General features: G+C 70.8%; 27 protein-coding genes. 12 read left to right on the plus strand and 15 right to left on the minus strand.

Going from position 1 to position 25374, the window contains the following annotated elements:
* The first annotated feature begins 168 nt into the window (after positions 1–168).
* Together ACIQWX_RS04820 and ACIQWX_RS04825 are read left to right on the plus strand one after the other, a co-directional pair.
* Positions 169–756: a TMEM165/GDT1 family protein gene (locus tag ACIQWX_RS04820; RefSeq protein ID WP_400869392.1), complete on the plus strand. Its 588-nt coding sequence runs from the start codon at positions 169–171 to the stop codon at positions 754–756.
* Between the two features lie 56 nt (positions 757–812).
* On the plus strand, positions 813–1478 hold the full coding sequence (locus tag ACIQWX_RS04825) for a DUF998 domain-containing protein (RefSeq protein ID WP_400865616.1): 666 nt from the start codon (positions 813–815) through the stop codon (positions 1476–1478).
* Here ACIQWX_RS04825 and ACIQWX_RS04830 read toward each other — a convergent pair.
* Positions 1475–2110: an IclR family transcriptional regulator gene (locus ACIQWX_RS04830; RefSeq protein WP_400865619.1), complete on the minus strand. Its 636-nt coding sequence runs from the start codon at positions 2108–2110 to the stop codon at positions 1475–1477. The two genes, ACIQWX_RS04825 and ACIQWX_RS04830, sit on opposite strands and share 4 nt — an antisense overlap.
* Positions 2107–2961 (minus strand): hypothetical protein, encoded by an 855-nt coding sequence (locus ACIQWX_RS04835; RefSeq protein ID WP_400869394.1) that lies wholly within the window; start codon positions 2959–2961, stop codon positions 2107–2109. The genes ACIQWX_RS04830 and ACIQWX_RS04835 overlap by 4 nt, the downstream gene beginning before the upstream one ends.
* Positions 2962–3047: 86 nt before the next feature.
* Here ACIQWX_RS04835 and ACIQWX_RS04840 point away from each other — a divergent pair, with 86 nt between their 5' ends.
* The 3 genes from ACIQWX_RS04840 to ACIQWX_RS04850 all read left to right on the plus strand — a co-directional run bounded on the left by ACIQWX_RS04840 (position 3048) and on the right by ACIQWX_RS04850 (position 6839).
* A complete protein-coding gene (locus ACIQWX_RS04840) occupies positions 3048–4220 on the plus strand; it encodes a homogentisate 1,2-dioxygenase (protein WP_400865622.1) in 1173 nt (390 codons plus the stop codon).
* Between the two features lie 71 nt (positions 4221–4291).
* Complete coding sequence (locus tag ACIQWX_RS04845; RefSeq protein ID WP_400865625.1) at positions 4292–6100, plus strand: substrate-binding and VWA domain-containing protein; 1809 nt, start codon at positions 4292–4294, stop codon at positions 6098–6100.
* Position 6101: 1 nt separating this feature from the next.
* Positions 6102–6839, plus strand: coding sequence for a hypothetical protein (locus tag ACIQWX_RS04850; protein WP_400865627.1), 738 nt, complete (start codon positions 6102–6104; stop codon positions 6837–6839).
* On the opposite strand, the gene ACIQWX_RS04855 is transcribed toward ACIQWX_RS04850, so the two are convergent.
* Entirely contained in the window at positions 6836–8044 is a 1209-nt protein-coding gene (locus ACIQWX_RS04855; RefSeq protein ID WP_400869396.1) for an MFS transporter, read from the minus strand. The genes ACIQWX_RS04850 and ACIQWX_RS04855 overlap by 4 nt on opposite strands.
* Before the next feature lie 96 nt (positions 8045–8140).
* Here ACIQWX_RS04855 and ACIQWX_RS04860 point away from each other — a divergent pair, with 96 nt between their 5' ends.
* On the plus strand, positions 8141–9058 hold the full coding sequence (locus ACIQWX_RS04860) for a LysR family transcriptional regulator (protein WP_400865630.1): 918 nt from the start codon (positions 8141–8143) through the stop codon (positions 9056–9058).
* Here ACIQWX_RS04860 and ACIQWX_RS04865 read toward each other — a convergent pair.
* On the minus strand, positions 9025–10056 hold the full coding sequence (locus ACIQWX_RS04865; protein WP_400865633.1) for a hypothetical protein: 1032 nt from the start codon (positions 10054–10056) through the stop codon (positions 9025–9027). The two genes, ACIQWX_RS04860 and ACIQWX_RS04865, sit on opposite strands and share 34 nt — an antisense overlap.
* Positions 10057–10217: 161 nt before the next feature.
* Here ACIQWX_RS04865 and ACIQWX_RS04870 point away from each other — a divergent pair, with 161 nt between their 5' ends.
* Positions 10218–11012 (plus strand): DUF2470 domain-containing protein, encoded by a 795-nt coding sequence (locus ACIQWX_RS04870; RefSeq protein WP_400865636.1) that lies wholly within the window; start codon positions 10218–10220, stop codon positions 11010–11012.
* On the opposite strand, the gene ACIQWX_RS04875 is transcribed toward ACIQWX_RS04870, so the two are convergent.
* Positions 11004–11465 (minus strand): PPOX class F420-dependent oxidoreductase, encoded by a 462-nt coding sequence (locus ACIQWX_RS04875; protein ID WP_400865639.1) that lies wholly within the window; start codon positions 11463–11465, stop codon positions 11004–11006. The two genes, ACIQWX_RS04870 and ACIQWX_RS04875, sit on opposite strands and share 9 nt — an antisense overlap.
* 22 nt (positions 11466–11487) lie before the next feature.
* Between ACIQWX_RS04875 and ACIQWX_RS04880 the strand changes: the two genes are divergently transcribed.
* From ACIQWX_RS04880 to ACIQWX_RS04890, 3 genes are all read left to right on the plus strand, one after another.
* Entirely contained in the window at positions 11488–12300 is an 813-nt protein-coding gene (locus ACIQWX_RS04880; RefSeq protein WP_400865641.1) for a CPBP family intramembrane glutamic endopeptidase, read from the plus strand.
* 40 nt (positions 12301–12340) lie between these two features.
* On the plus strand, positions 12341–13528 hold the full coding sequence (locus ACIQWX_RS04885; RefSeq protein ID WP_400869398.1) for an arginine deiminase: 1188 nt from the start codon (positions 12341–12343) through the stop codon (positions 13526–13528).
* Between the two features lie 149 nt (positions 13529–13677).
* Positions 13678–14232 carry a ferritin gene (locus tag ACIQWX_RS04890; RefSeq protein WP_400865644.1) on the plus strand — a complete coding sequence of 185 codons (555 nt, stop codon included), beginning with the start codon at positions 13678–13680 and terminating at the stop codon, positions 14230–14232.
* Between the two features lie 70 nt (positions 14233–14302).
* Here the strand turns inward: ACIQWX_RS04890 and ACIQWX_RS04895 are convergent, their stop codons facing one another.
* The 4 genes from ACIQWX_RS04895 to ACIQWX_RS04910 all read right to left on the minus strand — a co-directional run bounded on the left by ACIQWX_RS04895 (position 14303) and on the right by ACIQWX_RS04910 (position 17486).
* Positions 14303–15127: a hypothetical protein gene (locus ACIQWX_RS04895; RefSeq protein ID WP_400865647.1), complete on the minus strand. Its 825-nt coding sequence runs from the start codon at positions 15125–15127 to the stop codon at positions 14303–14305.
* Positions 15124–15636: a SigE family RNA polymerase sigma factor gene (locus ACIQWX_RS04900; protein ID WP_400869400.1), complete on the minus strand. Its 513-nt coding sequence runs from the start codon at positions 15634–15636 to the stop codon at positions 15124–15126. Before ACIQWX_RS04900 ends, ACIQWX_RS04895 begins: the two co-directional genes overlap by 4 nt.
* A 195-nt stretch (positions 15637–15831) precedes the next feature.
* Entirely contained in the window at positions 15832–16185 is a 354-nt protein-coding gene (locus ACIQWX_RS04905; protein WP_400865650.1) for a DUF952 domain-containing protein, read from the minus strand.
* Positions 16186–16319: 134 nt separating this feature from the next.
* Positions 16320–17486, minus strand: coding sequence for a cytochrome P450 (locus ACIQWX_RS04910; RefSeq protein ID WP_400865652.1), 1167 nt, complete (start codon positions 17484–17486; stop codon positions 16320–16322).
* 53 nt (positions 17487–17539) lie between these two features.
* Between ACIQWX_RS04910 and ACIQWX_RS04915 the strand changes: the two genes are divergently transcribed.
* Positions 17540–18421: a DUF5926 family protein gene (locus ACIQWX_RS04915; RefSeq protein WP_400865655.1), complete on the plus strand. Its 882-nt coding sequence runs from the start codon at positions 17540–17542 to the stop codon at positions 18419–18421.
* 586 nt (positions 18422–19007) lie between these two features.
* Here ACIQWX_RS04915 and mca read toward each other — a convergent pair.
* Positions 19008–19853: a mycothiol conjugate amidase Mca gene (mca, locus tag ACIQWX_RS04920; protein WP_400865658.1), complete on the minus strand. Its 846-nt coding sequence runs from the start codon at positions 19851–19853 to the stop codon at positions 19008–19010.
* A complete protein-coding gene (locus tag ACIQWX_RS04925) occupies positions 19850–21199 on the minus strand; it encodes a DHA2 family efflux MFS transporter permease subunit (protein WP_400865661.1) in 1350 nt (449 codons plus the stop codon). The genes mca and ACIQWX_RS04925 overlap by 4 nt, the downstream gene beginning before the upstream one ends.
* Before the next feature lie 89 nt (positions 21200–21288).
* Between ACIQWX_RS04925 and ACIQWX_RS04930 the strand changes: the two genes are divergently transcribed.
* Positions 21289–21885, plus strand: a complete 597-nt coding sequence (locus ACIQWX_RS04930; protein WP_400865664.1) for a TetR/AcrR family transcriptional regulator — start codon at positions 21289–21291, stop codon at positions 21883–21885.
* Here the strand turns inward: ACIQWX_RS04930 and ACIQWX_RS04935 are convergent.
* From ACIQWX_RS04935 to ACIQWX_RS04950, 4 genes are read right to left on the minus strand one after another with little or no spacing between them, the layout of a single operon-like run.
* Positions 21882–22895, minus strand: a complete 1014-nt coding sequence (locus ACIQWX_RS04935; RefSeq protein WP_400865667.1) for a DUF4328 domain-containing protein — start codon at positions 22893–22895, stop codon at positions 21882–21884. The two genes, ACIQWX_RS04930 and ACIQWX_RS04935, sit on opposite strands and share 4 nt — an antisense overlap.
* Positions 22896–22897: 2 nt before the next feature.
* The gene (locus ACIQWX_RS04940; protein WP_400865670.1) at positions 22898–23257 is read right to left on the minus strand and encodes a rhodanese-like domain-containing protein; all 360 of its coding nucleotides are present in this window, start codon (positions 23255–23257) and stop codon (positions 22898–22900) included.
* Between the two features lie 52 nt (positions 23258–23309).
* A complete protein-coding gene (locus tag ACIQWX_RS04945; RefSeq protein WP_400865673.1) occupies positions 23310–24938 on the minus strand; it encodes a cation acetate symporter in 1629 nt (542 codons plus the stop codon).
* A complete protein-coding gene (locus ACIQWX_RS04950; RefSeq protein WP_400865676.1) occupies positions 24935–25285 on the minus strand; it encodes a DUF485 domain-containing protein in 351 nt (116 codons plus the stop codon). Before ACIQWX_RS04950 ends, ACIQWX_RS04945 begins: the two co-directional genes overlap by 4 nt.
* Between the last annotated feature and the right edge of the window lie 89 nt (positions 25286–25374).

Raw genomic sequence — 25374 nt, forward strand, 5'->3', positions numbered from 1 at the left:
GCCACAATCGAATTTTCGGCGTGCCGAAGAAAATTGTGCGACACGGCTTGACGACAAATTCATGGCCACCGATCCGGCAATTTCGCGGAAGCCATCAGCTTGCGGCGGGATTGAACCGCCCTTTATCGTTGCAGTGAAAGGGGCGAAGAAATACTCATGACTGCCGCGATGGTGGCGTTGATCAGCGCGTTCGGCCTGGTCCTCGCCGTGGAACTGCCGGACAAGACGCTGGTCGCGACCCTGGTGCTGACCACCCGTTTCCGCGGTGGTCCGGTATTCGCCGGGGTGTGCGCCGCGTTCGCCGTGCAATGCGTCATCGCGGTCGCGTTCGGCAGTGTGCTGACGCTGTTGCCGGACGTTGTCCTTTCGCTCGTCGTCGCCGCGATGTTCGGCCTCGGCTCTTTCATGCTCCTTCGCGAGGGATTCAGCGAAGCGGACGAAGCCGGCGAAGACGCTTCGCGCGTCGGCCCCGCTCCACTGTCCTTCATGCGCTCCGCGATGACGTCGTTCGGCGTGCTCTTCGCCGCCGAGTGGGGCGACGCCTCCCAGCTCGCGACGGCGAGCCTCGCCGCGCGGATCGGCAACCCCGTCGCGGTCGGCGTCGGCGCCTTCGCCGCGCTGATCGTCGTCGCCGGGCTCGCGGTCTTCATCGGCGGGAAGATCCGCAGCCGGATCAAGCCGAAGCTGATCCAGCGCTGCGCCGGGTTCGCGTTCGCCGGGTTCGCGGCGTTCGCGCTGCTCCAGCTCGCCTTCTGACCGATCTTTCACAGGTTCGCCGGGTAACCTTTCGGGAACGAAAGGATGAGCGCCCGGTGAACAAGCCTTTGACCGCCGCCGTCTCGCCACTGCACGGGCGGCTCGCGCTCGGCGGTATCGGCTTGGCCGTGGCCATCTCGATCGACCTGCACCTGCGCCTGTCGGGCCAGGTCAGCCCCGTCTGGCAGACGCTGTCGGAGTACGTCTACGGCAAGCTCGGGCACGGCTCGGCCGCGCCGCTGTTCAGTGTGATGTGCCTGGCCCTGTCGCTCGGCTCGGTCGCGCTGCTCGCCGGCATCGCCAAGGCCCACCGGCCCGGCACCACCGCCGTCTGCGTGCTCCTCGGCGTCTGGTCGGCCGGCCTGCTGGTGTGCGGGCTCGTCCCCGTCGACCCGGACGGACAGGCGCGCTCGACCGCCGGGCAGGTCCACAACCTCGCCGCGCTCACGGCGTTCGTCGTCCTGCCGGCCGCCGCGTTCGTGCTGACCAAGCAAGGCCGCGAGCGCTGCCCGTGGGAGCCGCGCCGGACGACGATCCGGCGCCTGGCCGCGGCAAGCTTCGCCAGCGTCGGCGTGGTGCTCGGCGGGTTCGTCCTCACGCTCGTCCTCGGCCCGGCCAACCAGGAGGTCACGCTGGGCCTGTTCGAGCGGCTGCTGTTCACCATCGACGTCGCCCTGCTGCTGACCATGGTCCGGCCGCTGCTGGCGGTCTCGCGGCGTTAGACGCGCAGGATGTCGGCCAGCCGGACGGCGGCCGCGACGACCTGCGGACCCACTTCGGCGGCCTTGAGCGGCTCCATCGAGACGACGCCGACGCTCGCCTTCAGCCCGGGCACCCCACGCACCGGCGCCGCGACGCCGGACGCGCCCGCCTCCAGCTCGCCCGTCGACGTCACCCAGCCGTCGCCACCCGGGCGCAACGACATCGCCTTGCCGGCCGCGCCCGCCGTCAGCGAGTGCCTGCTCCCGACGCGGTAGGCGACGTGGAAACTCGTCCACGACGGCTCGACGACGGCCACCGCAAGCGCTTGCGTCCCCTGCGCGACCGACAGGTGCGCGGTCGCGCCGACCTTCTCGGCCAGCTCGCGCAGCACCGGGCCGGCCGCGTCCCGCAGCTGCGGCAGCACCTGCCCGGCCAGCCGGAGCAGGCCGACGCCGAGCCGGACCTTCGTGCCGTCCCGCCAGACCAGCCCGCGCTCCGACAGCGGCACGAGCAGCCGATAGACGGCCGCGCGGCTGGCCCCGATGGCCACGGCCAGCTCGGAGATGGTCGCCGCGTCGCCGCCGGCGTCGGCCACTGCCTGCAGCAGCGCCAGCCCGCGGTCGAGCGTCAGCGACCCCTCCCGGCTGGTCACAGCAAGCCGAGTTCGCCCATGTCGCGCACCGGCTGCTCGAACGACGCCGCCGCGTACGACGCGAAGAGCGCCCTGACGGCCTTCGCGGCCGGCTCGGACAACGCGCGGGCCTCGTCCGCCAGTGCTTCGGCGTCGGTCGACTCCAGCGCCGCCCGGACGTCACCGCCGGAAAGGCTGCGCGCGGAGGCCACGAGCAGGTTCAGGAAGCCGTGGTGCACGAACCCGGTGTCGGGGTCGGCGTGCCGGACCGCGCGGTGCAGGCTGTTCGTCGCCTTGAACGACGCCCCTTCCGACCCGCTGACGACGGCGAGGAAGTCCGCCACCTCGTCGACGCTCGGGAAGTTCTCGCCCGCCTGGCCGCCGCAGCGGATCTTCGGCCAGCTGCCGTGCTCGATCACCTTGCGCACGCCGTCCAGCCAGCCGACGCCGCGCCGCGGTTCGACGACGCGGATGACGTCCTCCGGGACGAACTCCGAGACGCGCTCCAGCCAGACCTCGTCGACGTCCGACGGCGCCGGCATCTCGACCATCCGCAGCGCCAGCAGCTCACTGCGCGACTCGACGATGGAGATGGCCTTCGGGACCCCGCCGAGACCGGTGTCGATGATCAGCGAAAGCGGCAGCGGCTGCTTCGGCTTGATCTTGATCAGCTCGGTGATCAGCTCCGGCAGGCGCGACGCCTGGCAGAGGAAAACCCCCAGGACACCGGCGTGTTCGGACTCCCGGCTCGCGAAGTGCGCGCGCAGGGCTTCGGGCATGGCGGCATCGCCCGGAGGGAACAGCGCCGAGTCGTCGACGAGCCTCGCGAACAGGGGAGGAATTCCACGGGGGCCGGGGGGCGTGAGTTCCACAGCGCTTGACACGACTGACACGCTAGTAGCGTACGACATGAGGACAAAATCGTTCGCACAACGGACACCTTTTGGAGGGAGCGCCGATGCCTTACTACCGGCAAGTAGGCGAGATCCCGCACAAGCGGCACACCGCGTTCCGCAAGCCCGACGGCGGCCTCTACGCCGAGGAGCTGATGGGTGTCGAGGGCTTCTCCGCCGACTCCGCCCTGCTCTACCATCGCGGCCTGCCGACGGCGATCGTCGACGCGGTCGCCGTCGAAGAGGACCGCGGGTCGCTGACGCCGAACCACCCGCTCAAGCCGCGGGCGTTCCAGACCCGGGACCTCAAGTTCGGTGGCGAGGCCGACGCGGTGACCGACCGGCGCCGGCTGTTCGGCAACAACGACGTCACCATCGGGTTCGTCACGGCGACCGCGCCCAGCCCGCTCTACCGCAACGCGGCCGGCGACGAGCTGTTCTACGTCCAGGGCGGCTCCGCGACCGTCGAGACGATCTACGGCCGCCTCGAGGTCGGCGACGGCGACTACCTCGTCATCCCGACGTCGTGCACCTACCGGGTCGTCCCCCACGGCGAAGTCGGCCTCTTCATCCTGGAGGCGCGCGGGCACATCGGGCCGCCGAAGCGGTACCTGTCGGCGAAGGGCCAGTTCCTGGAGCACTCGCCGTACTGCGAACGCGACGTCCGCGGGCCCACCGAGCCGCTGCTGGAAGACGGCGAGGACGTCGAGGTCCTCGTGCGCCACCGCGCGGGCCTGACGCGCTACACGTACGCGACGCACCCCTTCGACGTCGTCGGCTGGGACGGCTGCCTCTACCCCTGGGCGTTCAACATCGACGACTTCGAGCCCATCACCGGCCGCGTCCACCAACCGCCGCCGGTGCACCAGACGTTCGAGGGCCCGAACTTCGTCGTCTGCTCCTTCTGCCCGCGGAAGGTCGACTACCACGAGGACTCGATCCCGGTGCCGTACAACCACGCAAACGTCGACTCCGACGAGCTGATGTTCTACGTGCGCGGCAACTACGAGGCCCGCAAGGGCTCGGGCATCGGGATCGGCTCGCTGTCGCTGCACCCGTCCGGCTTCACGCACGGCCCGCAGCCGGGCGCGGCGGAGGCGTCGATCGGCGCGGAGTTCTTCGACGAGACCGCCGTCATGGTCGACACGTTCGCGCCGCTGGAGCTCGGCGAGGCGGCCGACGCGTCCGAGGACCCCGGCTACGCGTGGACGTGGTCGCGCCGCGGTCCTAAGCAATAGTCAAATTACCGTCCCCTTCTCGTTCCGCTGCCCGATAATGGTATTTCGGTGGCGGAACGGGGAGGGGTTCGATGATCAATTCCCAACCAGCTCGGCGAAAGAGAAAAATCCTCCCGTTCGTGGCCGCGATCGTGGTCGCCGCCGGGCTGATCATCGGGATCCGGGCCTGGACCAGCGACTCGGGCGATGAGGCGGAGGCGCCGAAATGCACGGGCGCGGACGCGATCGCGCTCAACGTCGCGTCGTCCCCGGAAAAGGTCGGAATAGTCCAAGAAGCCGCCAAGGCCTACTCCGGACGGACCGTCGCCGGCCATTGCGTCGACGTCGTGGTGAAGTCGAAGTCGTCCGGTATCGCGATGCAGGCGCTGGCGAACGGCTGGAACGAGGCGACCGACGGGCCGCGCCCCGACGTCTGGACGCCGGCCGCGAGCGGCTGGGTCAACCTGCTGCGCGTCAACGCGAAGGGCGACACGGGGTCGATCGTGCCGGACGGCGACCCGCAGTCGGTCGCGAACTCGCCGCTGACCGTCGCCATGCCGAAGCCGATGGCCGAAGCGCTGGGCTGGCCGGCCAAGCCGATCGGCTGGAAGGACCTCGCCACGTTCGCGACCGACCCGGCGGGCTGGGCGAAGTACGGCCACCCGGAGTGGGGCAAGTTCCGGCTGGGCAAGACGAACCCGAACATCTCCACCGCCGGTCTCAACGCGACCATCGGCGCGTACTACGCGGCCACCGGGACGTCGTCCGACCTCACCGCCGCCGCGCTCGAGAAGCCCGAGGCCAGGCAGTTCGTCTCGAACATCGAGCAGGCGATCGTGCACTACGGCGACAACACGCTGACCTTCCTGACCAACCTGCAGAAGGCCGACGACCGCGGCGCCGCGCTGTCCTACATCTCGGCGGTGACCGTCGAGGAGAGCTCGCTGATCGGCTACAACCAGGGCAACCCGACGAACGACCCGGCGAAGGTCGGCCAGCACGCGCCGCCGAAGGTGCCGATCGTCGCGATCTACCCGGCGGACGGCACACTCAACTCCGACCACCCGTTCGTCACGCTGAACTGGGCCGACCCGACGCGCAAGCAGATCGCCGCCGACTTCCTCGGCTACCTGCGCGGCCCGGAGACGCAGCAGCGGTTCGCCGCGCTCGGCTTCCGCTCGTTCGAGGGCAAGCCGGGTCCGCAGGCGACGACCCAGAACGGCGTCCAGCCGGACGCGAAGATCAACTTCATCCGGCCGCCGTCGCCAACGGTGTTGTCGAAGCTGCTGGCGTCGTGGACCGAGCTGCGCAAGAAGGCGAACGTGCTGCTCGTCGTGGACGTCTCGGGCTCGATGGGCGACGAGGTCAAGGGCACCGGCAAGAGCAAGATCGACCTGGCCAAGCAGGCCGCGATCGACGCGCTCGGCCAGTTCGTGCCGCGCGACCAGGTCGGGCTCTGGCAGTTCTCGACCCACCTCGACGGCGACAAGGACTACCAGGAGCTGTTCCCGGTGCGGGCGCTCGGCACCGACGGCCGCGAGATCCTGGCGTCGCGGCTGAGCGGGCTGACACCGCAGGCCGGCACCGGGCTCTACGACTCTTCGCAGGCCGCGTACGAGTACATGAAGGCGCACGTCGACCCGGCGGCGATCAACGCGGTCGTCGTCTTGACCGACGGCCGCAACGAGGACTCCGGCGGCGTCGACCTCGAGCACCTGCTGCCGCAGCTGCGGCCGGAGGGCAACGCGGAGACGGTCCGGCTGTTCACCATCGCCTACGGCTCGGACGCCGACCAGGGCGTGCTGAAGCAGATCGCGGAAGCGACCGAAGGATCGGAGTACGATTCGTCCAAACCGGACACGATCAACCAGGTGTTCACCTCTGTGATCTCGAATTTCTGACATGAAGTTCGCCCGTGAGCTCGCCGAACCGTGGGGTCTGCTGCTGGCCGCCACGGCGGCGGGGGTGGCGTGGGCCGTCCAGCTGCCGGTGCTCCTCGCCCTGCTGATCGGGGTGGCGGTGCTGGCCGCGCGCGCGGGCGTGGCGGCGTTGGGCCGTGAGCAGCAGCCGGCCCCTCGCGAAGTGCGGGTCCTCGACGTGGTTCCCGGGTCGGACGAGGAGAACTGGCTGCACCGGGCCGAGGGCGCGGCCGACGGGTTCACGTCGCTGAGCGCGTCGCTCGACGCCGGTCCGCTGGCCGACCGCGTCTCGGACATGGAGCCGGTGGTCGAAGAGACGCTGGAAACGCTGCGGCGCTTGGCGGGCCGCGCGTCGGCGACCGGGAAGGCCCTGTCCCGCGTCGACCTCGACGCCGTGACGCGCGAACGCCGCCGGCTGGAGGGGTCGCTGCCCTCGGCGCGCGAGGAGGTCCGTGGTGACCTCGAGCAGGCGTTGTCGGCGGTCCAGGCGCAGCAGGACGTCCACACGCGGCTTTCTGGCGCGCGCGACAAGCTGCTGGCCCAGCTGCAGTCGGGTGCGCTGGGGTTGGACAGCCTGGTGGCCAGGGTTGCCGAGCTGACGGCGGCGACCACGGACGTCGCGGTCGACACCGGCGCGGTGCGTGAGCTGAGCGATCAGCTGGAGGGCATCCGGCAGGGCGTGCTGGAGACCGAGCAGGCGACGCGGAAGTCGCTGGGCTAGACGGCCACGGGCGTCCGGTCGCGGCGCGGCAGCAGCACCGGCGTCACCAGGACCAGGACCCCGGCGACGCCGATCGCGACGCGCGGGCCGGTGAAGCTCGCGAGCACGCCCCAAAGCGCGGTCAGGGTGGCGATCGACGCCTTGGTGCTGACCGACCACGCCGAGAGCGTGCTCGCGACGCGGTCCGCCGGGAGCTGCTCGAGCCGGTAGGTCGCGAGGACGGGGTTGAACACGCTGCAGCTCACGATCAGGCCCAGCTCGACGAGCATCACGAAGACGAGCCCGCCGGCACCGCCCGGCAGGAAGGCCAGCGCGAGCAGCCAGCACGCGCGGACCGCCCCGGACGTCAGCAGGACGGGGTGCCTGCCGAACCGCCGGACGAGCCGCGGGGTCAGCCGCGAGCCGGCGAGCCCGCCGAGGCACGGCACGGCGAACGCGAGCCCGTACTGCCACGGCGTGAACCCGAGCTGGTTCAGCATCAGCACGGCGAGGAGCGGTTCGGTGCCCATGATGAGGCCGTTGAAGAGGACGACGTTGAAGTAGAGAGGGCGCAGTCCGGGGTGGGTGAGGATGGTGCGCCAGCCGTCGGCCAGGTCGCGCGCGCGTAGGCGGGTCGTATGGCGCGGGCGTGCTTCGCCCCCGCCGATCGCCCGGATCCCGAGTGCGGAGAGCAGGAAGCTGACGGCGTTGGCGGCGATCGACGTCACCGGGCCGAAGAGCGCGAAGGCGGCTCCGCCGAGGGGTGGGCCGAGCGCGGTGGCGGTCCAGTTCGTCGACTCGAAGCGGCCGTTGGCGACGAGGAGGTCTTCGGGCGGGACGAGTCCTTTGAGGAAGGCGCCGCTGGCGGAGGTGAAGGTGATGTCGGCCGCGGCGACGACGGCCGAGACGACGAGGAGCTGCGCGAAGGTGAGCGCGCCGAGGGCGTAGAGGGCGGGGACGCTGACGAGGGCGCCGAAGCGGACGAGGTCCATCGCGACCATGACCGGCCGTTTGCTTCGCCGGTCTACCCAGGGCCCCAGCGGGACGGCGACGAGGGCCCCGACGGCCGGCCCGACGGCGGCGAGTGCGGAGACTGCGGCGGGGCCGGAGTGGAGGACGAGGATGGCCAGCATCGGGAAGGCTCCGAAGCCGAGCCAGGTGCCGAAGGCGCTTACCGCGTAGGCCGACCAGAGCCATCGGAATCGCGGCCCGAGCCGTCTGCGCATCACGGGGGAGATCAAAGCCGGGGAGGGTGGGGCGGAGCAAACAACCGACCCGGCGGCGAGCCACAACACCGCGTTGTGAATCTAGAGTCGACCGCTGTGGACCTCGATGCCGTGCGCACCTTTGTCGCCGCCGCGGAGGCCGGGCGGTTTCAGGATGCCGCGGTCGATCTCTCCGTCACGCAGCAAGCCGTCTCCAAACGCATTGCCGCGCTGGAGAAGTCGCTCGGTGCGCGGCTGTTCACCCGGACCGCGCGGGGAGCCGTCCTCACCGGGGACGGGCGCGCCTTCCTGCCCCACGCCCGCGAACTCCTCCGCGCCGAGGTCCGAGCCCTTGCTTCGGTGCGCAGCGGGCCGCTCCGGGTCGACGTCATCGGGCGGCGGCTGTGTCCCGCTTCGCTACTACGCAGGTTTCACGAAGCCCATCCGGACATCGCGCTGGAAGTCGTGGCGCTCTTCGACACCGCCGCGGTCCGGGACGGCTCGGTCGACGCCTCCTTCCGCGCCGTCGTCGAGCTGCCCGAGGACCTCGATGCCCAGTGGGTGTTCGACGAGCCCATCCAGCTGCTGTGCGGCCCGGCCCACCCCCTGGCCCGATCGACTTCCATTGCGCCAACCGACCTCGCCGGACATCGGCTCTGGATGCCCGGCGTCGTCCCCGGGACCGAGTGGGGCGCTTACTACGCCGAGTTCGCGGCCGCGTTCGGCCTGTCGATCGACGCCGCCGGGCCGAACTTCGGGACCGAAGTCGTCCTCGACACCATCGCGGAATCAGCCGAGGTGGCGACCCTCGTCGGGGCGGGCAGCCGCGTTCTGTGGCCGCCCGGGCACGACCTCAAGCTCGTGCCGATCGAAAATCCCGTGCCGGTCTACCCGCATTCACTGGTCTGGCGCCGGGACAACGCGCACCCCGGGCTGGCCGCGCTTCGGCGGCACTTCGCGGACAACGAGCGCGCCGCCGGGGCGTGGCGGCCCAGCTGGGCTCAGCCCAGCCAGACTGTGCCCAGCACGGGGTAGCCCGGCACGCCCGTCTTCGCCGCGCCCGGCTTCGGGACGCCCGCGATCCACAGGCGGCCCGTCGCCGCGATGTTCGCCGCCATCGACGGGTCCGCCTTGGGGAGGCGGAAGCCGATCACCGTTCCGTCGGCCAGCATCGTCAGGCCACTCAGCCGGGCCGCGCCGCCTCGGCGGCTCATCCGGACCGGGCCGTCCAGCACCGCCCGCAGCTCGGTCCAGTGCTCGGCTGCGAGGGGGCGGCCGTGGGCGAACGAGCGCGCCACGGCCGCGAACGCACTCAGCAGCGCGCCGGCCGCGAACGGCCACGCGACCCACCCCACGGCCGGGAAGCCGAGCCGGACCCACAGCGCGAACCCGGCCAGGACCAGCAGGAACGCCGCCGTCGCGCGCAGCTCGCGGGCGATCTGGCGGCGGTGCGCGGTCAGCACGGGATCGAGCCGCGGCGAACCGGACCAGGCCGGGGCGGTCACCGCCACGGCACCGGCCGGCGGCGCGTCGTGGATCCGCGCCCGGCGGACGCGCACCACGCCGGAGAAGCCGACGAACACCTTCGGACCCCGGCCCAGCAGCCACACCCGCCGGTGCCCGGCCACCAGCAACCGGTACGCCTCGTCGAGCCGGACGCGCAGCCACCGGCCGTCCGGCAGGCGCACGCCGACCGTCCGCCCGGCCGCGACCAGCCCGTCCGCGGCGATGTCCACCTGCCGGAACGCTTCCCGCTTCAGCCTCGTCTCCGGCACCCTGGCGTACGCGTGGCAGAACCACCACACCTCGATCGACCCGGCCAGCGCGAGCGTGCCGAGCGGCAGGGCGACCCCCGCGCCGGTGACGAACTGGGCGACCCCGAACGCCAGGAACAACCAGGTCAGCAACCGCCGGTCCCCGGCGCCGCGGCCGATCCGGTCGAGGTACTCGCCGAAGATGGGCAGCGCGCCGGACGGCATCGCGGGGTCGAGCTCGAACGCGGGCACGCGTTCGGGTACCGGGACGATCTGCACGCTGGCCCCCAAGCCTCACTGTTCACCGGCCTTTTCGGGAATTTGCACACCGGCGTTACCGGATGGGCCGTTCAGCGGAGCACCGCGTGACCCGGACCGCAATCGAACGACTATCCAGACCGCCGGATTCAGGTTAGGCTCACCTAAGTAGGAGGTGAGCCGTGACCGAGGCCCCGACATCCATCCGCCGCCCGCCGGCGCCGAACCCCGCCGAGCGCGCCAAGACGATCGCGACCCGGAACGGTCCCGCGTCCTTGCTGCCCACCTGCGAACGAGCCGGTCTCGACGGCGAGCGCGTCGTCCCGGTCCTGCACCACGTGCACCACAGCGGCAGCGTCAGCGTGCTGCTCGCCGACGACCACCCGATGGTCGCGGCGGCGAAGCAGACCCAGCGCGGCGAGCTGGCCGTGATGGTCGAGCTCGCCGACCAGGCGCCGGTCGACCTGCGCGAACCGATCCGCGGGCTGCTGTGGATCACCGGCTGGCTGCGGCCGCTCTCGCCGGTCTCGGCCCGCGCGCGGGCGGTGGCGATCGCCGAGTCGCGGCCGGACGAACGCCTCCTCGACGTCGGCCACGGCGTGACGCTGCTGCGGCTCACCCCGGCGTCGCTCGTGCTCGCCGACGCCGAAGGCACGCACTCGCTGCGCCCGCACATGTTCAGCGCGGCGCCGCCGGACCCCTTCCACGACTACGAGGCCCAGTGGCTGCGGCACCTGGAGAGCGACCACTCCGACGTCGTCGACCAGCTGGCCAAGCACCTGCCGGCGGAGCTGCGCGGCGGCCGGATCCGCCCGCTCGGGCTCGACCGGTTCGGGCTGCGGCTGCGCGTCGAGTCCGACGCGGGCGACCACGACGTCCGGCTGGCGTTTTCGAAGTCCGTCGACAGCCCGCCGCAGCTCGCGATGGAGCTGCGGCGGCTGGTCGGCTGCCCGTTCCTGCGGGGCGCGTCAGGCTAGTTCGGCGGGGAAACCGCCCTTGGCGATCGGGCCCCAGCTCTCGATCGTCACGCGGATGATGCTCTTGCCCTGCTTGACCATGGCTTCGCGGTATTCGTCCCAGTCCGGGTGTTCGCCGGAAATCGCGCGGAAGTACTCCACGAGCGGCTCGACGGAGTCCGGGATGTCCAGCACTTCGGCGGTGCCGTTGAGCTGGACCCACTGGTCGTTCCACTCGTCGGACAGGATGCAGGCCGAGACCTTCGGGTTGCGCTTGATGTTCACGATCTTGGCGCGCTTCGGGTAGGTGGAGATGACGAGCCTGCCCTCGGCGTCGACGCCGCAGGTGACCGGCGAGAGCTGCGGGCCGCCGTCGGCCTTCGTGGTCAGCAGGATCGCGCGGTGGCGGGTGGACAGGAACTCGACCAGCGCGGCGCGGTCGACGGTTTCGTTGGTGGCGATGCTCCTCGGCATGTCCCGACGGTAGCGTGCGGACATGACGTTCACCGCGCGATCGTGGCTGGCCCCGGCCCGCCCCGAGTTCCCCGGCGCGATCGAAGACCCGGTCGAACGCCGGGCGATCAAGGTCGAGCTGCTGATCGTCTTCGGCATCACGCTCGGGCTGTCCGGCGTGCGCAGCTTGCTGTCCCTTGTGGACTCCCTGCTGCAGCCGGTGCCGCTGGCCCAGCAGCAGGTCCAGCTCAACGTGCCGCAGGCCGCGGCGAGCCTGATCGACCTGCTCAAGCAGCTGCTCTCGGCCGCCCAGCTGGTCGGGTGGGGCGCGCTCGGGCTGTACTTCCTGTGGCGCGCGGGCATCAAGATGGCCCAGGTCGGGCTGGACCGCCGGTCGCCGCGGCGGGACGCGTTGCTGACCATCGGGCTCGCGGCGCTGATCGGGATTCCCGGCCTGGCGCTGTACTTCATCTCCTACCACCTGGGCTTCAGCCTCGCGGTGCAACCGTCCACATTGGGCGACACGTGGTGGCGGCCGATCACGCTGACGCTCTCGGCGTTCGGCAACGCGTTCGCCGAAGAGGTCCTGGTCATCGGGTACCTGCTGACGCGGTTGCGGCAGCTCGGCGTCCGGGAGAACACCGCCGTGTTCGGCGCGGCCGTGCTGCGCGGGTCGTACCACCTGTACCAGGGGTTCGGCGGGTTCGTCGGCAACTTCGTCATGGGCCTGGTGTTCGGGCGGCTGTGGCAGAAGACGAACCGGCTGTGGCCGCTCGTCGCCGCGCACACTCTGTTCGACTTCGTGTCGTTCGTCGGGTATTCGCTGCTCAAAGGTCACGTTTCCTGGTTGCCCTGACTAAGCTCGGGTGGTGATCGACGAAACGGCACCTCCCCGGGTGGACAGCGAAGTCGGACCCCTGCGCGCGGTGCTGCTGCACCGGCCCGGCAACGAGCTCAAGAGGCTGACGCCCCGCAACAACGACCAGCTCCTGTTCGACTCGATCCCGTGGGTCGACCGGGCCCAGGCCGAGCACGACGCGTTCGCCGAGGTGCTGCGCAGCCGCGGCGTCGAGGTGCTGCTGCTGGCCGACGCCCTGCGCACGGCGCTGGAGGACGACCGCGCCCACGCGGCGGGCGTGCACGCGGCGGTCGACGACCGGCGCCTCGGCGGCGACCTCGCCGACTCGCTGCGGTCGCACCTCTCCGGCGTTTCCTCGGCCGGTCTGGCCGAGGTGCTGATGGCCGGGATGACGTTCGAGGAGCTGCCGTCCGCGGAGGGCGCGTCGCTGGTGCGGATGATGAACCACCCGCACGGCTTCGCCGTCGACCCGCTGCCGAACCTGCTGTTCACGCGCGACTCGTCGGCATGGATCGCCGATCGGGTGGCGATCTCGTCGCTGACCATGCCGGCGCGTCGCCGCGAGACCGCGGTGCTCGACCTGATCTACGCCTACCACCCGTACTTCCGGCACGCGGCCCGCGCGTACGGCGCCCATTCGGCGCCGATCGAGGGCGGCGACGTGATGCTGCTGGCGCCCGGTGTGCTCGCCATCGGCGTCGGCGAGCGGACGACGGCGGCCGGCGCGGAGTCGCTCGCGCGGTCGGTGTTCGCCGACGGCATCGCGCACACCGTGCTGGCGGTGCCGATCGAGCAGTCCCGCGCGACCATGCACCTGGACACGGTGTGCACGATGGTCGACGCCGACGCCGTGGTGATGTACCCGCTCGCGCGCGACTCGCTGACGGCGTTCACGCTGCGCCCGACCGGCGACGGCGGCGTCAAGGTGGCCGGCCCGGCGCCGTTCCTGGCCGCCGCGGCGGAAGCGATGGAGATCGACCGGCTGCGCGTCATCGACACCGGCCTCGACCCGGTGACCGCCGAGCGCGAGCAGTGGGACGACGGCAACAACACGCTCGCGCTGGCGCCGGGCGTGGTCGTGGGCTACGAGCGGAACGTCGAGACGAACGAGCGTCTCGAGGCGGCGGGCATCGAGGTGCTGCCGATCGCCGGCTCGGAGCTGGGCTCCGGGCGGGGCGGGCCGCGGTGCATGTCGTGCCCGATCCGCCGCGAACCGCTGAAGTAAATGAAGTGAGCCTTCCCTAAATTGCCGTACGCATTTAGGGAAGGCTTACTTAAATAAGGTTCGTCTTCTTTAGGAATGGTAACCCTAATAGGGTCGAGATCACCACCCCCGAGTGGCATTTGCGCCAAACTTGACCTATTCTGTTCTGCATGGCCCTCACCAAGAAGAAAGAACCGCGCTCGAAGTTCTTCGAACTGCTGCAGGCGCAGATCCACAACGAGTTCAACGCGTCCCAGCAGTACATCGCGCTCGCGGTGTGGTTCGACGCCGAGGACCTGCCGCAGCTGGCGAAGCACTTCTACAAGCAGTCCGTCGAAGAGCGCAACCACGCGATGGCGCTCGTGCAGTACATGCTCGATCGCGACCACCACGTCGAGATCCCCGGCACGGGCGAAGTGCGCAACGAGTTCTCCGGCGTCACCGAAGTCATCGAGCTCGCGCTCGAGCAGGAGAAGGAAGTCGCGACCGACATCTCCGCGATGGCCAAGGCCGCGCGCGCCGAAGAGGACTACATCAGCGAGCAGTTCACGCAGTGGTTCCTCAAGGAGCAGGTCGAAGAGATCTCGCAGATGAACACGCTGCTGAACGTCGTCAAGCGCGCGAACGGCAACCTGTTCGAGGTCGAGAACCACCTGTACCGCGAGTCCGTCGGCGACGGCGGCCGCGACTCCGGGATGCCGCCGGTGGCCGGCGGGGCCCTGTAGTACTTCGGAGAAACGAAAACCCGGGCTCTCCCCCTGTGGACAGCCCGGGTTTTCGCATGCGGCCGGCGGTTCAGCCGGCGCAGTCCTGGTTGACGCTCGCGACGCTGGTCTGCACGACCCCGGAGTCGCCGAGCCGGAAGTGGAAGTCGGTGCCGGTGGTGACCGGCGCGACGACGCCACCCGTTTCGTCCTTGGCCCCGGGGTAGGCCGCGAGCACCTGGTCCTTGGTCGACCCGGCGCCGATGCCCTCGGCGGTGTGCGCCGCCTGCGCGGGGGTGACGACCGCGACCCCGAGCGCCTTCGAGACCACCACGGTCGCGGCCGCGGGCACGCCGCCGCCTTGCGCGGTGTAGACGGTGCAGCTGCCGCCGGCCTGCGCGTCGCTGAGCGTGATGCCCTGCGCGGCGATCTGGGTCTCGGACATGCCGAGCTTGAGGGTGCCGAAGCCGTCCGGGTCGAGCCGGGGCCCGCTGAGCACGGGCGGCAGCTTGGACGACGGCTGGGCCGACGGCGGCCGGGAAGCCTTCGACGTCGGCGATTGGGGCGGCACGGAAGCGTGGATGTCCTGGGTGCTGGTCGGACCCGGGACCGAGGGGTCGGGTTGCCGGCCCGCCGTGAGGTTCTCGGGCGGCTTGACGCTGATGGACGAGCCGTCGGCGGACATCACGGCGGTGCCGTCCTCGCCGTGGAGGCGGACCATGGTGAGCCCGCCCGAGACGGCGACGACGGCAGCGGCGACCCCGGTCGCGGCCAGGACGCCCTGGCGGCGGCGTCGTCGCCGACGCGCACCGGAGACGATGGCCGTACGAGCGTCCGGCGGCGGCGGCAGGTCCAGCCGCTCGTCGGCGAACAGCGCGCGCAGGCGCTGCTCCAGCTCGTCCTCGGAGATGTTCAACCCGCGTCACTCCCTTCGCCTTGGATGTCGGCCGCGGTGAGTTTCATCCGCAGCGACGCGATCGCCTTGCTGGCCTGGCTCTTGACGGTCCCCTGCGTGACCCCGAGGGCGCCGGCGATCTCCGCTTCGGACAGACCTTCGTAGTAACGCAGGACCATGACGGCCCGTTGTCTCGGCGGCAGCGTTCGTAACGCGCGCCACAGCGGCTCGTGCTCGAACGGGTCGTCCGGCACGTGCGGGCTGGTGTCCGGCAGATCGGCGACGAGGTTCTCGCGCCGCGTCCGCCGCCACCGGCTGACGTGCGCGTTCGCCATCGACCGGCGCACGTAGGCCAGCGGGTCGCCGGTCTTCTCGTGCACGTAGGTCCAGCGCGAACCCATCTTTTCGAGCACGGTCTGGACCAGGTCCGCGGCGTCGTGCGGGTTGCCGGTGAGCGCGTGGCCGTACCGCAGCAGCCCCGGCAGGGTGGCCTGCACGAAGTCGCCGAAGTCGGTGAACTCGACCGGCAACGTCGCGGCCCTCCCTCGGCCTGCGCTGGTCACCCAGGTATCTCCCCCGGTGAAGACGGGTGCCGCAGCCGTCACCGTATCGCCTCCCATCGGGGTTGAGCCGCTTTCCTCCCCAACACGCATCACAGCCCCCTCAGGTTGCCCGCGTTCCCGCCCGATTTCGGAGACGTCCGGGCGGGTGATGAGTTGCCCACCTCAGCGGCGGGCGAGCGCGTCGGGCAGCCGGAAGCCACCGTCGGCGGTTTCGGTGAATTCGTGCACCCCGGCGACAGCGGAGTGCGGGATCGGCCCGTAGACGTGCGGGAACCAGACGCCGGCGGGATGCGGCGGTTCGCCGTCTTCCCACCGGACGGGCACGTCGAGCTTGTCCGGGTCGATCTCGAGCAGCACCAGATCGGTGCGGCCCCGGTAGAGCGCGTTGGCGGGCAGGTGCGCGGTCCCGAAGTCGGAGCAGTGCACGAACCCGACGTCCCCCAGTGACGGCGGCCGGTACTCGCCGCCTTCGCCCACTTCGGCCCAGTCGGCCGCCCCGCAGATGTGGAGTATCACGCGGAGAATCGTCCCACCGCGGGGTTCCGGTGGCGGTGTCTGGTGCGCCACATAAGTGCTGGTTGAACGCTCATCGAGGCGGTTACCGGTGAGCGGGACGGGCCGGTGGTTCGGTGCTTTCCGACGGGGCCCGCTCAGACAGTGACTCGAAGCTCCCGCAGCCCCCGGATCACGAACTCCGGCCGCCGCGGCGGGGTCTCGGCCAACCGCAGCCCCGGCAGCTTCTCCGTCAACGCGCTCAACGCGGCAGCGATCTCCACCCGAGCGAGAGGAGCACCCACGCAGTAGTGAATCCCCGGCCCGAACCCGAGGTGTGCGTTCGGCGTCCGGCCGATGTCGAGCCGGTCCGGCTCGTCGAACACCTCCGGGTCCCGCGCCGCCGCACCCAGCAGCGCGCCGATCTTCTGCCCGCGCGGCACCTCGAACCCGCAAATCGACACGTCCTCGGTCGCCGTCCGCTCGAACAGCTGCAGCGGCGCGTCGAACCGGATCAGCTCCTCGACGCACGAGTCCAGCAAGGAAGGCGTCGTCACCAGCCGTTCCCACTGATCGCGATGGGTGAGCAGCGCGGTGATGCCGTTGCCGAGCACGTTGACCGTCGCCTCGTGGCCCGCCATCAGCAGCAGGACCGCGGTCGCGACCAGCTCGTCCGGCGTCAGCTCGCTGCGCAGCAGGTCGCTGATGATGTCGTCCCCCGGCGACGAAGCACGCTCGTCCGCCACCGATCGGATGTACGACACGAACTCGGCGGCCGCCCGCTCGGCGGCGTCGCGGCCCTCCTCGGGCAGGCCGTACTCGTACATCTTCACGATCGCGTTCGACAGCTCGACCATCCGCGGCCCGTCCGTGCCGGGGACGCCCAGCAGTTCGGCGATCACCGCGACCGGCAGCGGCTGGGCGAGGTGCTCGAGGAGGTCCGCGCTGCCGTCGGCGGCGATGGCGGCCGCCAGGTCGTCGACCATCCGGGTGGCGAGTGTCCCGACCATGGGACGCAACCGCTGAACGTGGCCGCGGCCGAACGCGCCCGCGATCAGCCGCCGGAGCCGCGTGTGCGCCGGCGGTTCGTTCTCCAGCAGCGAGTTGCGGTGCAGCAGGTTGAACGACGCGAACCGTTCGAGCGGCTGCGCGTCCTGCCAGATCCGGCCCAGGCCGCGGTGGCGCAGCACCGCCGACGCCGCGGCGTGCGACACCGCCACGGCGAGGCCGAGCCCCTCGTGGTGGTGGACGTCGCCTTCGGCGCGGAGCGCGGCGAACGCCGGGTACGGGTCTTCCAGGAACGCGGGATCGCGGGGGTCGAACACGTCGCGAGACTAACCCTTCGATAGCGTTCCAAGCCGAGCCAGAGGAGGCAGCAGTGGGCAAGGGCGCGCGCAAGAAGGGTCCCAAGCAGGCGTCGGACCGCAAGCCGAAGGTGCGCGACGTCTTCGTCGGCCAGCCGTTCGAGGGACTGGTGGCGGAGCCCGAGCTGATCGCGCTGCGCGAGTTCGTCCCGTCCGCGACGGCCAAGCTGACCCTCGCCGACGGCGGCGACGTCACCCTCGGCACGGTCCTGCCGATGGCCGCGGCCGCGTTCGTCCGCTCCGACGGCGAGCGCTACCTCGGCCTCCAGGTGCAGACGCGCTCGTCCGACATCAGCCGCGACCTCGGCCGCTCGCTGAAGTGGCTGCTGGACGCGAAGGAGGGCGACGTCCTCGGCGTGCCGGACACGACAACCCCGCCGTCCGCCGACGAGCACGCCCGCCTCCAGGACCTGCTGACGCCGGGCGCCGAGCTCGACGTGACGCTGCACAAGGACTTCGCCTGGTGGCTCCCGGAGGACGCGGACGCCACCGGCGACGTAGCGGTCTCCCTCGAGCGCGCGAACGCGGCGATCATGCCGACCGAGCGCCTCGGCTCGGGCGCGTACTGGGTGCTGGCCGGCGAGAAGGCGCACCTGCGCTGGGTCCGCCCGGAGCCGGAGAACCTGCTGCTCCAGGCCCTGGCCCGCCTGTCCGCGGCCGGCGAGCTCGGTCTGGGAGAGGGCTCGCGCTACGCGGGTTCGTTCCGCGCGCACGGCCTCCTGGTCCCGGTGTGGGATCTCGACCCGGAGGCCCACGCCCGCGAGTGGGCCGAGGCCAAGGAAGCCCTGGGCACCCGCCTCGAGACGGCGCTGAAGTCCCTGGACACGGAGCCGCTGAACGCAGCGGAGCGCCGAGCCCGCGACGGCCTCATCGGCCGCCAGCTCACCCTCCGCTGACCCAGCGGCCGCCGCTCCACCAGGCGGCGGCCTCGCTGGACCCGGACGCGGCTTGAGCGACGCCACCACGCGGCGATTGCTCCGCCGCGCCCTTGGGGCGACCGCCGTTGGCGGGCGGTAGCGGCCGCCGCGCCCAGCTAGCCACCTCGGCGGCCCACCGCCGGATGGCGGCCGCCCTGCTGTGCCCGGCCGGCCGCTCCCGTGGTTGGCCACCGGGCGGCAGTTGCGCTGCCGCGCGTGAGCGGACCACTCCGGCGGCCGGTCATTGACCGGCAGCCGTCCTGTCGCGCCGAGCTGGCCAACCCGGGGACCGGTCATCAACCGCCAGCTGCCCTGCCAGCTGGCAAGTTGGCGGGCTGTGGTGGGCCGAGACCCCGCCACAACCGGAATTCGTCATTCGCGGGCTGCGGGAGCTTCGGGTCACTGGTTGAGCCGGGCCGGGACCTTCCGTGACCTTGCGTGGGCTCGGGCGCAAAGGGTGGACGGGAGCGCCGTGGCTTTGAGCACCCCAGCTGGCAAGCAGATGGGGCTGCGGCTGGCCGAGACTCGGCGCGGCGGGCGGAGTCCGTGATTCGGGAGCTGCGAGTCACAGCCTGACTCCGGTGAAGAGGTCGTCTTCGAGTTCGAGGCGAGGGGCCGGGTGGGCCAGGTGGTAGTCCTCGTGGGGCCAGACTTTTTGTTCGATCTCGCGTGAATGGGCGAAGAACGGGTGGGCTGGGTCGACCTGGGTTCGGTGGGCCAGGAGGGCTTGGTCGCGGGTGGCGAAGTACTGCTCGCAGCGGATCTTGGTCGTGATCGGGAACGGTGGGGCCGTGGGGAGTTCGGAAAGGACTTCTCCCATTGCCGACTCCAGGCCGGCTGCCAGGGTCGCGTCGTGGAGGGCTTGGAACCAGGCTCGGCTCAGCGTTGCCTGGTAGTACAGCTTCTGCGGTTGCCACGGGTCGCCGGTGCCGGGGTAGCGGTCGGGGTCGGCCGCTGCCGTGAACGCCTCCAGCGTCACCTCGTGCGTGCGGATGTGGTCCGGGTGGGGGTAGCCGCCAGTTTCGTCGTACGTGATCACCACGTGCGGGCGGAACTCGCGGATCAGCGCCACCAATGGCTCCGCAGCCACTGACAGCGGCAGGGCGGCGAAGCAACCGTCCGGCAGCGGTGAACCCTCGGCGGGCAGGCCGGAGTCGGTCATGCCGAGGAAACGTTGGCGGACGCCCAGGATCTCGGCTGCCGCCGCCATCTCGCGGCGGCGGATCGCCGGGAGGTCGGCGAGGTTCTCCGGGGTGTTCATCGCCGGGTTGAGGATGTCGCCGCGTTCGCCGCCCGTGCACGTGGCCACCAGGACGTCGGCGCCCTCGGCCGCGTAGCGGGCCAGTGTGGCCGCGCCCTTGCTGGACTCGTCGTCCGGGTGGGCGTGGACGCTCAAGAGACGGAAAGTCATCGAACACTCCTCGAAGGGAAGAACGCAGCGGGAAGGAGAGTCAGCGCGGACAGTGCCAGCGACCAGGTGAACGTCGTCGCGAATGCCGTGGGCAGTGGCGATGTCGAACTGTGGAGGATCGCCGCCAGCAACGCCGTTCCCAGCGAGCCGCCGACGCGGTTGAGCACGTTGAACGCGCTCGCCGCCCGGGGGATGCGGGACCGCTCCAGCGAGCCGTACAGCGTCGTCATGCCGGGTGCGGTTGCCGCGCCCAGGCCGGCGCCGCGGATCAACAACGACAGCGTCAGCAGCACTCCGCTCGGTGCTGAGCCGAGCTGGGTGAACGCGATCGTCCCGAGCAGGGACAACCCGATGCCGGCCAGCATCATCCGGCGGGGGCCGAAGCGGGCCAGGAGGCGGCCGCCCGCCAGGAGGACCGCGGCTGAGCCGACGGCCTGGGGTGCCAGCAGCAACCCCGCTTCCCACGGGCTCGCGTGCGCCACCTGCTCGTAGTACAGCGGCAGCAGCAACATCGAGCTGTACAGCGACGCGCCCAGCAGGAACGTGCTGATCGAAGCCACCCGGAAACCCTTGTCCCGAAACAACTCCAGGTCGAGCACCGGCGACGGCGTCCGGGACGCGTGGACACCGTAGGCCAGCAGCAGTACGGCTCCGGCTGCCCAAGCGACAGTCACATTCGACGCCAAGCCGTAGACGAACGCGGCGAGACCGGGCGACAGCAGCAAGATCCCGCGGACATCCAACGGCACGCGGACACTGCGCGAAGAAGGGGCCGGCAACACCGAGCGCGCGACGACGAACGTCGCCACGCCCAGCGGGACCACCCCGAAGAACATCCAGCGCCAGCCGAAGTCCGCCACCAGGGCGCCGCCCAGCAGCGGGCCGAGGACCGGGGCCACCGTCGCCGGCAGCGTCACCACGCCGATCATCCGACCCAGCGCCGGCCCCGCTGCCTGGGCGAACACGGCTTGGCCGACCGGCTGCATCAGCCCGCCACCCAGACCGTGCAGCACCCGGAACGCGATCAGCGCCGGTGCCGACCACGCGAAGCCGCACAGCAGCGTGCCCGCCGTGAAGATCGCCACCGCCGTGAGCCACACTGCGCGGCCGCCGAAGCGGTCGGTCAGCCAGCCCGACAGCGGGATCGCCGCCGCGGCCGCGAGCAGGTACGCGCTGGCCACCCACTGCACCGTCGTCACCGGACTGCCCAGGTCACGGGCGATCGAGTCGATCCCGACGGTCACGATCGTCGCGTCGAGGATCGACAGCACCGCGCCCATGATCAGGACGCCGCCGAGCCGCCACAGCGCCGCGTCGGGACGAGCCGCTGTCGGAGTCACATCCACCCCCAGAAGATTAGGTCGAACCTCAGATTAGGTCCGACCCACCGACTGGGTCAAGCACAAACTTGGGTCCGACCCAGTAGGGTGACGTCATGAGTGAGGGACTCCGTGCCCAGAAGAAGCACGAGACCAGGAAGAACATCTCGGACGTCGCGACGAAGCTGTTCATCCGCGAAGGCTTCGAGGACGTGACGATCGCGGAGATCGCCGCCGAGGCGCGGGTCGCCAAGATGACCGTGACCAACCACTTCCCGCGCAAGGAAGACCTGGTCTTCGACATCCGCGCGGACTTCACGGCCTGGCCCACGACGCTGATCCACGACAGCGTCTTCCACGACACCCGCGAGCTCTACTTCGAGGCCCTGGACGCCCAGCACGCCCTGGTCGGCTTCTCGGGTCCGGGGTTCGCCCGCATGATCCAGCAGAGCCCGATCCTCACGAACGCGCTGCACGAGCTCCACCGCGAGCGCGAAGCGACCCTCAAGGACCTGCTGTCCCGGCGGCACCCGGACGACGGCCTCAAGCCGCGGCTCGCCGCCGCGCACCTGGCGACGGTGCTGCGGGTGCTCTTCGAAGAGGTCTTCGACCGGATCCTCGACGACCAGCCGAAGGACAAGGTCGTCGACGCCGTGTGGCCGGCCGCGGAAACGGCGTTCGACCAGCTGGAACCGGTGCTGGGCGGGTACTAGCGCGCCGCGCCGGCGGGGCGTGCGGTGCGCAGCTCGGGCTCCGGGGCGTCCGTCACCTTCAGCACGCGCATCGAGCGCACGGCCCGCGCGTCCGACGGCGCCAGCAGGGCCGAGAACCGCCGCACGACCAGGGCGGTCGTCACGGCCAGCAGCGCCGCGGCCAGGTCGGTCAGCGCGACCAGCACGACGCTGTCGGCCATCGACTGCACGTCGTCGCCGAAGCGCCAGACGATCGTCGCGCCCAGCAGCAGCCAGTTCAGCAGCCAGGCGCCCCACCACACCACGATCTGCCGCGACGGCTTCGGCCGGACGTCGCGCGGGCGGCCCAGCACCGCGTGCTCCAGCTCGCCGGCGATCGACAGCGCCATCGGCAGGTTCGCCACCGGCACGAGGATGCCGACGAGCACCTGCCACACGGGCCGCGGCGGGTCGTCGCCCGAGACCTCCGCGGCCGCGCGGCGGGCGACCAGCAGCCACCAGATCGACAGCCCGGCGGGCAGCAGCGCGAGGATCGAGGCCAGCAGGCCGGCGGTGAGCACGAAGCCGTCGGAGAACGCCACCACCGAGCGGTTCAGCGCGGATTCGCGGCCTTCGACAAGCAGCACGTACCGCCAGATCTCCGCGCCGGCGGCGACCACCGACAGGACGGCGAACGCGAACAGGACGCCGATCAGGCTGCGGCTGAGCACCGGCACCCGGTCGATCGGGCGGACCTCGTCGGACGCCGTGCCGGGCACGGACGTCGGGCGGCGCCAGACCAGGTTCGGGAAGCCCCAGCGCGGCGGGACCGGGTACGACGGCGGTCCGTAGTACCGCTCGGGCGGCGTGACACGGCGGCGCGGCCACGCGCCCGGCGGCGGGGTCGCCACCCAGCGCAGCTTCGGCCGGTGCGTCGGACGGCGGTGGTACGGGTACGGCTCCGGCTGGGCGGCCAGCGTCCGGCCCTGCAGCTGCTGCGCCGAAGGCGGCGGCACCTGGCGCGGCCAGTACCCAGGCGGAGGCGGCTGCAAGGCTAGATCACTTCGGGGTCGATGCCGGGGTGCTCGCCGACCATCGGCCGGCCTTCGCGCTGCCACGCGCCCATGCCGCCGGCGACGTTCACCGCGTCCCAGCCGCTCTGGTTGAGCCACGCGGCCGCCCGCGCGGACCGGCCGCCGCTGCGGCAGATCACGTGGATCGGCTGGTCGTCGGGCAGGTCGGCCAGCTCGCCGACGCGGGCGGGCAGCTCCCCCATCGGGATGTGCACGGCGCCGGGCGCGTGGCCGGCGGCCCACTCGTCGTCTTCGCGGACGTCGAGCAGCACGAGGCCGTCCTTGGGCAGGTCGCGGACCTCGGCGGTCGGCAGTTCAACAGGGCTCACCACGATCTCCATGCTGCCATGCGGGGGCGTTGCCCGCGCGTGAGGTGGACGCCCCCGCACAGCGTCAGTGCTGGACGGCCTTCTCGGCACCCGCGCCGGTCAGCGCGCGCACCTCCATCTCGGCGTACTTCGCGGGGTTGCGCTCCTTCGACAGGACCGTGCCGAGCCAGCCGAGCAGGAACGCGGCCGGGATCGAGACGAGACCCGGGTTGTCGAGCGGGAACCAATGGAAGTCGACGCCCTGGATCATCGACGCGCTCTTGCCCGTCTTGGCGTCCACCGGCTTGCCCGAGACCGCCGGCGAGAACACGATCAGCACGATCGTGACCAGCAGGCCGCCGTAGATCGACCACAACGCACCCTGGGTGTTGAACCGCTTCCAGAACAGCGAATACAGGATCGTCGGCAGGTTCGCCGACGCCGCCACCGCGAACGCCAAGGCCACCAGGAACGCGACGTTCTGGCTCTTCGCCAGGATGCCGCCCGCGATGGCCAGCGCGCCGATCACCAGCGCGGTGATCCGGGCGACGCGGACCTCGCCGCCGGTCGAGACCTGGCCCTTCTTGATCACGTTCGCGTAGACGTCGTGCGCGAAGGACGCCGACGCCGTGATCGTCAGGCCGGCGACCACCGCGAGGATCGTCGCGAAGGCGACCGCGGAGATGAAGCCGAGCAGGACCGGCCCGCCCAGTTCCAAGGCCAGCAGCGGAGCCGCCGAGTTCGTCGTCCCGGGCGCCTTGGAGATCTTGTCCGGCCCGACGATCGCGCCCGCGCCGTAGCCGAGCACCAGCGTGAAGAGGTAGAACACGCCGATCAGCACGATCGCCCAGACGACCGAGCGACGCGCGTCGCGCGCAGTCGGCACCGTGTAGAAGCGCATCAGGACGTGCGGCAGCCCCGCCGTGCCGAGCACCAGCGCGATGCCGAGCGAGAGGAAGTCGAGCTTCGTCGTGCCCGTCTTGCCGTACTGCTTGCCCGGGTCGAGCAGCGCCGCGCCGCCCTTGCCGCCCTTGTCGACGGCGGCCTGGAACAGGTCGGAGAGGTTGAAGCCGTACTTGCCGAGCACCCACAGCGTCATCGCGAACGCGCCGACGATCAGCAGCGCGGCCTTGATGATCTGCACCCAGGTCGTGCCCTTCATCCCGCCGATGAGCACGTACAGGATCATGATCACGCCGACGACGGCGATCACGACGTCCTGCCCCGCCTCGCCGGAGATGCCGAGCAGCAGGTTGACCAGGCCACCGGCGCCCGCCATCTGCGCGAGCAGGTAGAAGAACGACACGGCCAGCGTCGAAACCGCCGCGGCCGCGCGGACCGGCGTCTGCTTCATCCGGAACGCCAGCACGTCGCCCATCGTGAACTTGCCGGTGTTGCGCAGCAGTTCCGCGACCAGCAGCAGCGCGACGAGCCACGCGACCAGGAAGCCGATCGAATAGAGGAAACCGTCGTAGCCGTTGATCGCGATCGCACCCGCGATGCCGAGGAACGAAGCCGCGGAAAGGTAGTCACCGGAAATCGCGATGCCGTTCTGCGGGCCGGTGAACGCGCGGCCGGCGGCGTAGTAGTCCGACGCCGTCTTGGTGTTCCGGCTGGCCCGGAACACGATCACCAGCGTGATCGCGACGAAGACCAGGAAGATGATGATGTTGAGGGTGGAGTTGCTGCCCTCCACACCCGCGGCGAGTGTCATTCGGCAGGCTCCCCTTCGATCCGGGCACGGATTCCGTCGGCGACCGGATCGAGCTTCCGGTTGGCGTAGCGGACGTAAAGGCCCGTGATGACGAACGTCGAAACGAACTGCAGGAGACCGAAGACCAGGCCGACGGTGATGTTTCCGAAGAGCTTGGTGCTCATGAACCCGTGCGCGTAGTCGGCGAGGAGCACGTACAGCAGGTACCAGAGCAGGAACAGCGCGGTCATCGGGAACACGAACACCCGCAAGCGGCGACGCAGGTCCGTGAATTCGGGACTCCCCTGGATGCTTTCCCAGTCGGTCTGCGGCTCCGTGCCACCGACGTCGTGTTCGGTGCTGCTCACAGCCGATCTCCACCTTCCCGGTTCTCGTACTGGTAGAAACCAACGGAACGTATGGAGTCGAACGTGTAGTTCGTAATCCCTCGATCGGG

Origin of the sequence: Amycolatopsis sp. NPDC098790, from assembly GCF_044759945.1 — a bacterium.
In the GTDB taxonomy this organism is placed as follows: Bacteria; Actinomycetota; Actinomycetes; order Mycobacteriales; family Pseudonocardiaceae; genus Amycolatopsis.

Excerpts from the sequence above, each read along its gene's own strand:
- ACIQWX_RS04820 (WP_400869392.1), top strand. The coding sequence starts at position 169 with ATGGTGGCGTTGATCAGCGCGTTCGGCCTGGTCCTCGCCGTGGAACTG.
- ACIQWX_RS04840 (WP_400865622.1), top strand. The coding sequence starts at position 3,048 with ATGCCTTACTACCGGCAAGTAGGCGAGATCCCGCACAAGCGGCACACC.
- ACIQWX_RS04845 (WP_400865625.1), top strand. The coding sequence starts at position 4,292 with ATGATCAATTCCCAACCAGCTCGGCGAAAGAGAAAAATCCTCCCGTTC.
- ACIQWX_RS04850 (WP_400865627.1), top strand. The coding sequence starts at position 6,102 with ATGAAGTTCGCCCGTGAGCTCGCCGAACCGTGGGGTCTGCTGCTGGCC.
- ACIQWX_RS04855 (WP_400869396.1), bottom strand. The coding sequence starts at position 8,044 with ATGCGCAGACGGCTCGGGCCGCGATTCCGATGGCTCTGGTCGGCCTAC.
- ACIQWX_RS04875 (WP_400865639.1), bottom strand. The coding sequence starts at position 11,465 with ATGCCGAGGAGCATCGCCACCAACGAAACCGTCGACCGCGCCGCGCTG.
- ACIQWX_RS04880 (WP_400865641.1), top strand. The coding sequence starts at position 11,488 with ATGACGTTCACCGCGCGATCGTGGCTGGCCCCGGCCCGCCCCGAGTTC.
- ACIQWX_RS04890 (WP_400865644.1), top strand. The coding sequence starts at position 13,678 with ATGGCCCTCACCAAGAAGAAAGAACCGCGCTCGAAGTTCTTCGAACTG.
- mca (WP_400865658.1), bottom strand. The coding sequence starts at position 19,853 with ATGACTTTCCGTCTCTTGAGCGTCCACGCCCACCCGGACGACGAGTCC.
- ACIQWX_RS04930 (WP_400865664.1), top strand. The coding sequence starts at position 21,289 with ATGAGTGAGGGACTCCGTGCCCAGAAGAAGCACGAGACCAGGAAGAAC.
- ACIQWX_RS04940 (WP_400865670.1), bottom strand. The coding sequence starts at position 23,257 with ATGGAGATCGTGGTGAGCCCTGTTGAACTGCCGACCGCCGAGGTCCGC.
- ACIQWX_RS04945 (WP_400865673.1), bottom strand. The coding sequence starts at position 24,938 with ATGACACTCGCCGCGGGTGTGGAGGGCAGCAACTCCACCCTCAACATC.